General features: G+C 66.1%; 11 protein-coding genes. 6 read left to right on the top strand and 5 right to left on the bottom strand.

Translation table 11 applies throughout. The features are described from left to right. The first annotated feature begins 199 nt into the window (after positions 1 to 199). The 6 genes from tpiA (at position 200) to kdsA (ending at position 4,924) form a co-directional block, all read left to right on the top strand. The gene (gene tpiA, locus VFB18_RS07095) at positions 200 to 967 is read left to right on the top strand and encodes a triose-phosphate isomerase (protein WP_324972777.1); all 768 of its coding nucleotides are present in this window, start codon (positions 200 to 202) and stop codon (positions 965 to 967) included. 80 nt (positions 968 to 1,047) lie between these two features. Continuing rightward, positions 1,048 to 1,515 (top strand): hypothetical protein, encoded by a 468-nt coding sequence (locus VFB18_RS07090; RefSeq protein ID WP_324972774.1) that lies wholly within the window; start codon positions 1,048 to 1,050, stop codon positions 1,513 to 1,515. Further along, positions 1,512 to 1,868, top strand: a complete 357-nt coding sequence (gene secG / locus VFB18_RS15775; RefSeq protein WP_414675662.1) for a preprotein translocase subunit SecG — start codon at positions 1,512 to 1,514, stop codon at positions 1,866 to 1,868. The genes VFB18_RS07090 and secG overlap by 4 nt, the downstream gene beginning before the upstream one ends. A 91-nt stretch (positions 1,869 to 1,959) precedes the next feature. Then, a complete protein-coding gene (locus VFB18_RS07080; RefSeq protein ID WP_324972771.1) occupies positions 1,960 to 3,588 on the top strand; it encodes a CTP synthase in 1,629 nt (542 codons plus the stop codon). A 12-nt stretch (positions 3,589 to 3,600) separates the two neighbouring features. Then, positions 3,601 to 4,023, top strand: coding sequence for a GFA family protein (locus VFB18_RS07075; RefSeq protein WP_324972769.1), 423 nt, complete (start codon positions 3,601 to 3,603; stop codon positions 4,021 to 4,023). A gap of 43 nt (positions 4,024 to 4,066) precedes the next feature. Then, positions 4,067 to 4,924, top strand: coding sequence for a 3-deoxy-8-phosphooctulonate synthase (gene kdsA / locus VFB18_RS07070; protein ID WP_324972766.1), 858 nt, complete (start codon positions 4,067 to 4,069; stop codon positions 4,922 to 4,924). On the opposite strand, the gene VFB18_RS07065 is transcribed toward kdsA, so the two are convergent. The 5 genes from VFB18_RS07065 to VFB18_RS07045 all read right to left on the bottom strand — a co-directional run. Next, a complete protein-coding gene (locus VFB18_RS07065; protein WP_324972762.1) occupies positions 4,908 to 5,882 on the bottom strand; it encodes a DUF1835 domain-containing protein in 975 nt (324 codons plus the stop codon). The genes kdsA and VFB18_RS07065 overlap by 17 nt on opposite strands. 7 nt (positions 5,883 to 5,889) lie before the next feature. Continuing rightward, positions 5,890 to 6,351 carry a preQ(1) synthase gene (queF, locus tag VFB18_RS07060; protein WP_324972759.1) on the bottom strand — a complete coding sequence of 154 codons (462 nt, stop codon included), beginning with the start codon at positions 6,349 to 6,351 and terminating at the stop codon, positions 5,890 to 5,892. 4 nt (positions 6,352 to 6,355) lie between these two features. Further along, positions 6,356 to 6,736 carry a 6-carboxytetrahydropterin synthase gene (locus VFB18_RS07055; protein WP_324972757.1) on the bottom strand — a complete coding sequence of 127 codons (381 nt, stop codon included), beginning with the start codon at positions 6,734 to 6,736 and terminating at the stop codon, positions 6,356 to 6,358. Positions 6,737 to 6,779: 43 nt separating this feature from the next. Next, on the bottom strand, positions 6,780 to 7,415 hold the full coding sequence (queE, locus tag VFB18_RS07050) for a 7-carboxy-7-deazaguanine synthase (RefSeq protein WP_324972755.1): 636 nt from the start codon (positions 7,413 to 7,415) through the stop codon (positions 6,780 to 6,782). A gap of 674 nt (positions 7,416 to 8,089) precedes the next feature. Continuing rightward, on the bottom strand, positions 8,090 to 8,264 hold a 175-nt coding region (locus tag VFB18_RS07045), incomplete at its 5' end, for a heme exporter protein CcmB (RefSeq protein WP_324972780.1).

Here is an 8,264-nt window from a genome sequence, read left to right as displayed (position 1 = left end):
TCGAGTGCCACGCCCTAAGACCTTCCATTCGCCATTTGCCAAAGCCGCGCCGGCGTCCGATGCTCGGACAGACCGCGCGCGGCGGCGGCATCATAGGTACCAAGCCCTATCCCGGCAAGGCGAGGATCGCGCCCTAAGCCTTGGAAACTGGCTCACTTGATGGCAAGACGCTGAAGCGGATGTGGTAGCGAGGCACGACGTGACAGCGATCAGGCCGCTTATCGCCGGCAACTGGAAGATGAACGGCCTTGGGCCGTCCTTGGCCGAGCTCGAGGGGCTCAAGGCGCGGCTCAAGGAGGCGCCCGTTCCATCAGCCGACTTGATGGTGTGCCCGCCGGCGACGCTCCTGTCGCGCGCCGCCCACGTGTTGGTGGCAAGCGGCATCGCGCTCGGTGCTCAAGACTGTCATCCGTCGGCGTCGGGCGCCCATACCGGCGACATCTCCGCGGAAATGTTGGCCGACGCAGGCGCGACCGCCGTCATTGTCGGCCACTCCGAGCGGCGCACCGACCACGGCGAAAGCAACGCGCTTGTCAATGCCAAGGCCCGCGCGGCGCATCGAGCGGGGCTGACCGCCATCGTCTGCTTGGGCGAGACCGAGACGGAGCGCCGCGAAGGCAGGACCCTCGAAGTGGTAGGGCGTCAGCTCAAGGCCTCGGTGCCGCAAGGCACGAATGCAGGGAATACGGTGATCGCCTATGAGCCGGTCTGGGCCATCGGGACCGGTCTCACCCCGACTCGGGCCGACATCGCCGAAGTGCACGGCTTCATCAGGAACGAACTTTCCCGCCTTCTCGGCGAAGCGGAAGCCGGGCAGGTCCGCATCCTCTACGGCGGCTCGGTGAAGCCTGGCAACGCGGGTGAGCTTCTTTCGGTCGAAAATGTGAACGGGGCGCTCGTTGGCGGGGCGAGCCTCAAGGCAGCCGACCTTTACGCCATCCTCTCGGCCTGTGGCAGAACTGCCTGACTGTCCCCCAAAACCGCCGTCCCGCGGTCGTTGCAGGGTTGGCAAACCCGCCGATTTTCGACATTCTGGAGGGGATTGATTTGGCGGGATTTTCCGCCGTGGGACCGATGATGCCGGTGCTGCGCTTCATTGTTGTGGTCCTTCTCGTCTCAAGCCCGATCGCGGTGCTCGGCATGAGGGCCATGGCCGAGCCGCTCGACAAGGCGAGCTGCGCGAGCCTCGCCAACGAGCGCAAGAAGCTGCTCACCCCGAGCATGCAGGCGGCCCTCGATCGGGGCCCCGATTGGGTCAAGGACCATCTGAACGACGAAGAACTCGACCAGGTGAGGCAATTCCTCGATATCGAGGCCAAGATTACGTTCCAGTGCCGCGGCGGCGGAGTCGACAAGAAGGTGATAGCAGCGCCCGCGCCTGCCGATCCTGCGGAGGTACCGCTTCCGGATCGCAAGCCGGCCCTCGATCCGGCTGACATGCCCAACACCGGCTCTAGCCAAACCGTTGCGGATTCGGATAAGACAGCGCCTTCGAAAGCTAAGGCGACGCGATGAGCACTGTACTTCTCTTGATTCACGTCATGGTCACTCTGGCGCTGGTCGGCGTCATCCTGCTGCAGCGCTCCGAGGGCGGCGCACTCGGTATCGGCGGAGGCGGCGGCTTCATGACGGGCCGAAGCGCCGGCAACGCGTTAACCAAGACTACCGCGATCCTCGCGACCTGCTTCTTCGCAACCAGCCTTGCGCTCTCGATTCTCGCAAGCCAGCATAGCGGCGCACCCTCGATCCTGGCCCCCTCTGGCGGCCCAGGAGGGCTTCTGCCGCTGCAAGTCCCGGGAACACCGGCCCCCGGCACGCCGGCACCGCAGAGCGCGCCCTCGGGCCCACAAGCGCCGGTCTCGAAATAGGCGCCCTTACAACTCCTGCCCAAGCTTTGCTCGGGACAAGCGCCGTTTGGGGCTTACGACTCGCCCCCCTTTCGGTGTAGGGTCGAGGCCCATGGCGCGGTACGTTTTCATCACCGGCGGCGTGGTTTCCTCACTCGGCAAGGGTCTCGCTTCGGCGGCGCTCGGCGCGCTGCTCCAGGCGCGGGGATTCGGCGTGCGTTTGCGCAAGCTCGATCCCTACCTCAACGTCGATCCCGGAACCATGAGCCCCTATCAGCACGGCGAGGTGTTCGTCACCGACGACGGCGCCGAGACCGATCTTGACCTTGGCCACTACGAGCGCTTCACGGGACGCCCGGCGAGCCAGGCTGACAACATCACCACGGGTCGCATTTATCAGCAGATCATCGCCAAGGAGCGGAAGGGCGATTATCTCGGCTCGACGGTGCAGGTGATCCCGCACGTGACCGACGCGATCAAGGCGTTCATCACCTCGGGCAATGACGGTGTCGATTTCGTGCTGTGCGAGATCGGCGGCACGGTCGGCGACATCGAGGGGCTTCCCTTCTTCGAGGCGATCCGCCAGCTCGGCAACGAGTTGCCGCGCGGCTCGACCGCCTTCATTCATCTGACGCTCGTTCCGTTCATTCCGAGCGCGGGCGAGCTCAAGACCAAGCCGACGCAACATTCGGTGAAGGAGCTTCGCTCGATCGGCATCCAGCCGGACGTGCTCTTGTGCCGCACCGACCGGCCGTTGCCGCGCGACGAGCGGCGCAAGATCGCGCTCTTCTGCAATGTGCGGCCCGAGGCCGTGATCCAGGCGCTCGACGTGCAAAGCATCTACGACGTTCCCGGCGCCTATCATGCCGAAGGGCTCGACCGCGAGGTGCTGGCGGCCTTCGGCATCACCAGCGCCCCCGAGCCCGACCTCGAGCGCTGGCGGCAGATCTCGGAGGCTATCGCCAATCCCGACGGCGAGGTCACCGTCGCTATCGTCGGCAAATACACCGGCCTCAAGGACGCCTATAAGTCGCTGAACGAGGCGCTCGTGCATGGCGGCATCGCCAACCGGGTGAAGGTCAATCTCGAATGGATCGAGTCGCAGACCTTCGAGAGCCAGGACGCCGCCGCCCATCTCGAAGATGTGCACGGCATTCTCGTGCCGGGCGGCTTCGGCGAGCGCGGCTCGGAAGGCAAGATCCAGGCGGCCAAGTTCGCCCGCACCCGAAAGGTGCCCTATTTCGGTATCTGCTTCGGCATGCAGATGGCGGTAATCGAGGTCGCACGCGACGTGGCCGGCATCGTCGAAGCAAGCTCGACCGAGTTTGGCCCGACCGAGGAGCCCGTCATCGGCTTGATGACGGAGTGGATGAAAGGCGAAGAGCTCGAGCGGCGCGAGCAGAACGGCGAACTCGGCGGCACGATGCGGCTCGGCGCTTACGAGGCGGTGCTCGCCAAGGGCAGCAAGGTCGCCGAGATCTACGGCGCGACGCGCATCTCCGAGCGCCACCGCCACCGCTACGAGGTCAACACGCGCTACCGCAACAAGCTCGAAGCGGCGGGGTTGCGCTTCTCGGGCCTCTCGCCCGACGGACTTCTGCCCGAGATCGTCGAGGTGCCGGACCATCCCTGGTTCATCGGCGTGCAGTTCCATCCCGAGCTGAAATCGCGGCCGTTTGCGCCGCATCCGCTGTTCGCCTCGTTCATCGGCGCCGCCGTCGAACAGTCCAGACTGGTATAACCTCGGGGCGATATGACCAGTCGCATCCATAAGGGCGGGTGCGCCTGCGGCAAGGTCCGCTTCGAGGCGAGGGGAGAGCCTTACCGCGTCGGCGTCTGCCACTGCCTCACCTGCCGTAAGGCGCATGGCGCACCGTTCAATCTCTATGCCGTATTTCCCGTCGAAGCGGTGACGGTGTCCGGCGCGGTGATCGAATTCGCAAGCTCCGAACGTGCGCGGCGCTATTCTTGCGCCTCCTGCGGCGCGCCGGTCTATTCCACCTGGGGCCGCGACGACGAGTTCTATCTCTATCCAGGCTCCTTCGATGAGACGGGACTGTTCGAGCCGACCTACGAACTCTGGACCATCCGGCGCGAGCCTTGGCTGCCCGAGTTCGCAAGCGTCGTGAGCCGCTACGAGCGCGACCGCCCGCAGTGGAAGCGGACAGAGCCTTGACCACAAACTCGCCAGAGGCGAGCAAGAACGCTATAAGGCGCGCGTGAACGAGCACCGACCTTCCCGGCCGAATGGGCGCGTCGACGTCGCCGGCGTCTGTTTCGCGCAAACCGCGCCGTTTGCGCTGATCGCAGGCCCCTGCGTGCTCGAGAGCCGGGCGCATGCGCTCGAGACGGCCGCTGCGCTCAAGGCGATTGCCGGCCGGCTCGGACTTGGGCTCGTGTACAAGTCTTCCTTCGACAAGGCCAACCGCACCAGCGCCGCAAGCGCACGCGGGCTTGGGCTCGAACAGGCGCTTCCGATCTTTGCCGAGATCAGAGAGGCGATCGGACTCCCCGTCATCACCGACGTGCATGAGCCTGGGCAATGCGCGGCCGTTGCCGAAGCCGTCGACGTGCTGCAAATCCCGGCCTTTCTCTGCCGCCAGACCGATCTTCTTCTCGCCGCCGCAGCTACGGGCAAGCCGGTCAATGTGAAGAAAGGTCAGTTCCTCGCGCCGTGGGACATGAAGAACGTGGTCGCGAAGATCGTCGGCGCGGGCAATCCGAACGTGCTCGTCACCGAGCGCGGCGTCTCCTTCGGCTACAACACCCTCGTCTCCGACATGCGCGCGCTCCCCATCCTGGCCGAGACCGGAGCGCCGGTCATTTTCGACGCCACCCATTCGGTGCAGCAGCCTGGAGGGCAGGGGGAGAAGAGCGGGGGAGAGCGGCGCTTCGTGCCCGTGCTCGCGCGCGCGGCGACCGCCGTCGGCGTCGCCGGCCTTTTCATCGAGACCCATCAGGACCCCGATCGCGCACCCTCCGATGGCCCGAACATGCTGCCGCTCGCCGAGCTCGAGCCGTTGCTCGCCGAATTGATGGCAGTCGACCGCCTCGCCAAGTCTAGGGCGGGGGGATAAGCCGCTCCCACTCGGCGTCGAAGCGCCACAGGTTACTCCTGGTGAGATGCGTGCCGCCCCACCAGCGGTCGATCTTGTTTTCCGCGGCATGATCCGCATTCCCTTCGAGCACCGACCTGCCGAACGCCGTCATCCTAAGCTCGCTGTGGAGATAGGAGGATAGCAGCGGGCCGTTCGCCGGACGGAACGGCGCTCCATCGAGACCCGCGACGAGCGGAACGCGGGCGAGCGCAAGCGCGTCGAGCAGGCCGAAGAAGCTCCAATCGGCCATGAACACGGCGGGCTCGGTGCGCTGCACCGCCACGAACAGGGCGGGCGGCGTGGTGATGCCGGAAGCGAGCGCCGCAAGCACCTGCCGCTCGCTGCGCGAAAGTCCGTCAGGCCCGGGCAGCTCCTCGAGCATGCGGCGAACCGCCGGCTCGAGGAAGGGCAGAGAGGAGAGATCCTCTTGCAGGAGCGCGCGCCAAGGCTCAGGCGTCTTGGCGCGATAAGCGCTCCAGGCCTTGGCGGCAAGCTCGAGCTGCGCGGGCGTGACCGCCGCTTCCAAAGCTCGGAGTGCCTCGATCTCGTCTTCGTTCTGCCGGCCGAGAAACTCAGAGGTCTGCACCAGCAAGAGCGCGCGGTGCCTGTTCTCCTCGCGGGCGAACCAGTCGAGCACCTGTAGGAGCTGGAGTTGATCGTAGAGGTCGTGCTCGAACCACAGCACGACCCGGTCGAAAGTCCCGGCCCTCGCCAGTCCGCGGTCGCGCGCCTGGAGGTTGGTGGCGATCTCTTCGTGGCTTCCCCAGCCGCGGCGGGCAAGATAATCGGCGCGGATGGCGGTCAGCTCTTCGAGCGTCTGGGTCAACGGCACCGGCCCTTCATGCAGCACGTCGCGCCAGGGGAGGATCTCGGCGCCTGTGATCGTGCGCCTGAGCGATTCGCCGGCGGCATCGCCGTTGGTGATGACGAGGTCCACGACGGCTTCAGCCGCGGCCGCGATAGGGCGAGACGCCCTGGTCGGGAATCCACACGCCCTCCGGCGGCGCGCCCCACTGCCAGAACACGTCGATCGGAATCCCGCCGCGTGGATACCAGTAGCCGCCGATCCTGAGCCAGGCGGGCTCGATCAACTCGACAATGCGCTTGGCGATGCCGACGGTCGCATCCTCATGGAAGGCGCCGGTGTTGCGGAAGCTCGCGAGATAAAGCTTGAGCGACTTCGATTCGAGCAGCCACGCCCTCGGCGCGTAATCGATGACGAAATGCGCGAAGTCCGGCTGGCCGGTGATCGGGCAGAGGCAGGTGAATTCCGGGCAAGTGAAGCGCGCGATGTAGGGCGTGTCTTGATGCGGATTGGGCACGCGCTCGAGCTCGGCCTCTTGCGGCGATTTCGGAAGCGGCGTCGCACTGCCGAGTTGCTTCAGTCCGCCGATCTTCCGCGCCATCGGGTTACTCCGCCGCAAGCCGCGGGGCGGGGCCGCGATAGATGCAGCCCTCGCGGCAGGAATCGCGCGCGACTTCGATCTCGGCGAGACCGGGAAGCCGGTTGTGCAGGCGATCCCACAGCCACATCGTGATGCGCTCGAGCGTCGGCTGCGAAAGACCCTCGACCTCATTCAGGAAACGGTGGTCGAGCGCCTCGTGCACGTCGCAAAGCGCGGCCTCGACGTCGTCGAGATGCATGACGAGGCCGGTCTTGTCGTCGGGCTCCCCGTCGAGCGTGACGCGCACGCGGAAGGAATGTCCGTGCACCCGCGAATTAGGATGTCCCGGCGGCGCCGACGGCAGGAAATGGGCGGCCTCGAAAGTGAACTCTTTGTAGATACGCATGGTCAGTCGTTTAGGGGATTTTGCGCCGCCCTTAAAGGGCGCCTTACGGCAGCCCTAACAGCTTGTGGGTCTGCATGCTCAAACGCCATTTGGGGTGCGCAAGGCAGTAGTCAATCGCCGCTGAAGCATTGGCCGCAGATTTGGCGCCCGCGTCCATCGGCTGGAGCAGAAAGTGGCGGAAATCGAGCCCCTCCAGCTCGCGCGGGTCGAGCGAGGGTTGCGGATAGACGAGCTTGAGCTCATCCCCCGAGCGCTGGACGAGGGGAGCCCCGGCCTTCGGGCTGACGCAGATCCAGTCGATCGCGCGGGGCACGGGGAGCGTGCCGTTGGTCTCGATGGCGATCTCGAAGCCCGCCTCGTGGAGCGCAGCGATCAGAGCGTCGTCGACTTGCAGCATCGGCTCGCCGCCGGTGAGCACGACGAAGGGCGGCGTGCCCGAATTGCCGCGCCAGGCGGTGCGGCAGGCTCTGGCCAGCGCCTTTGCATCGGCGAACTTGCCGCCGCCCTGACCGTCGGTGCCGACGAAGTCCGTGTCGCAGAAATTGCAGATCGCGGTGGCACGGTCCTCTTCGCGGCCCGACCAGAGGTTGCAGCCGGCGAAGCGGCAGAAGACCGCGGGTCGCCCGGCCTGCACCCCTTCGCCCTGCAGCGTGTAGTAAATTTCCTTGACCGCGTACATGTCCGGAACTTGGCGTCTCCTGTGGCGCAAAGCAAGTTGGTATCGACCATCCCAATTCTGACGAAGTGAACCGGGCATGCGCCGTTATCCCCGCGACGCGATTGGCGTCCGGAGGTGAGGGGGATGGCGCGCCGAAAAGCGCAAACCTATGGTGTCCGCGCCTCCTTTTGGGAGACACGGCGGGCGCCTCTCGGCGCGCCACATGCGCGTCTTTTCGTGCGCTACCGCGCTTCGCGCTGCTTGAGCGCATAACGCAAGCTTCCGCGCACGCCGAAGCGCATGTCATTTGCGGCGTCTTCCGGCTGCGGGCCCCGCTTCAGTTCTGTCCTTGCGCCGGGCCTTCCTTCGCCCGCCGAAGCGAGCCTCGCGAAGGCGGACGGCGCAAAAACGAACCTCTCAGCCAGCTCCTGGCAGGACCTCTTATTGGGTCCGGGGGGAGCTCCGGTGCCGCCCGAGTGCTCAATGCCGCGTGCATGAACCCGCGGGCGCCGCACCCCGTCCCGCATCTCACGACGCCTCGCGAAAGCGCCCCTCAGAGGACGAGGTGGTGTGAGTCTAACCGAGGTTTCGGGGCCGGGGATAAAGTCGGGAAGTTATGCAGCACACGAGTCCTTAGTCATGGCCGGGCCAAGCCCGGCCATGACGGAGTGGCTGGGGATGGCGGCGTCCCCGCCTCACCGCAAAGCGGTGCGGAGTGCGGCTGAGGCGGCGAGCGGGGCGAGCACGACGCTGGCGAGGCTCAATGCGCAAAGCATGAGGAGAGGCGGCCAGGGCGAGGCGGGGCCGACGATGGCCGCCGATGCCGCGGCGACGCCGAAGATCAAGACCGGCACATAAAGCGGGAGAACG

Source organism: Methyloceanibacter sp., from assembly GCF_035650995.1.
In the GTDB taxonomy this organism is placed as follows: domain Bacteria; phylum Pseudomonadota; class Alphaproteobacteria; order Rhizobiales; family Methyloligellaceae; genus Methyloceanibacter.
Note: the sequence above shows the minus strand (reverse complement) of the source record. Positions and strands in the feature narration are given on the sequence as shown.

What these genes read in the sequence shown, in the direction of transcription:
- secG (WP_414675662.1), top strand. Translation starts at nt 1,512, where the DNA reads ATGAGCACTGTACTTCTCTTGATTCACGTCATGGTCACTCTGGCGCTG.
- VFB18_RS07080 (WP_324972771.1), top strand. Translation starts at nt 1,960, where the DNA reads ATGGCGCGGTACGTTTTCATCACCGGCGGCGTGGTTTCCTCACTCGGC.
- VFB18_RS07075 (WP_324972769.1), top strand. Translation starts at nt 3,601, where the DNA reads ATGACCAGTCGCATCCATAAGGGCGGGTGCGCCTGCGGCAAGGTCCGC.
- queF (WP_324972759.1), bottom strand. Translation starts at nt 6,351, where the DNA reads ATGGCGCGGAAGATCGGCGGACTGAAGCAACTCGGCAGTGCGACGCCG.
- VFB18_RS07055 (WP_324972757.1), bottom strand. Translation starts at nt 6,736, where the DNA reads ATGCGTATCTACAAAGAGTTCACTTTCGAGGCCGCCCATTTCCTGCCG.
- queE (WP_324972755.1), bottom strand. Translation starts at nt 7,415, where the DNA reads ATGTACGCGGTCAAGGAAATTTACTACACGCTGCAGGGCGAAGGGGTG.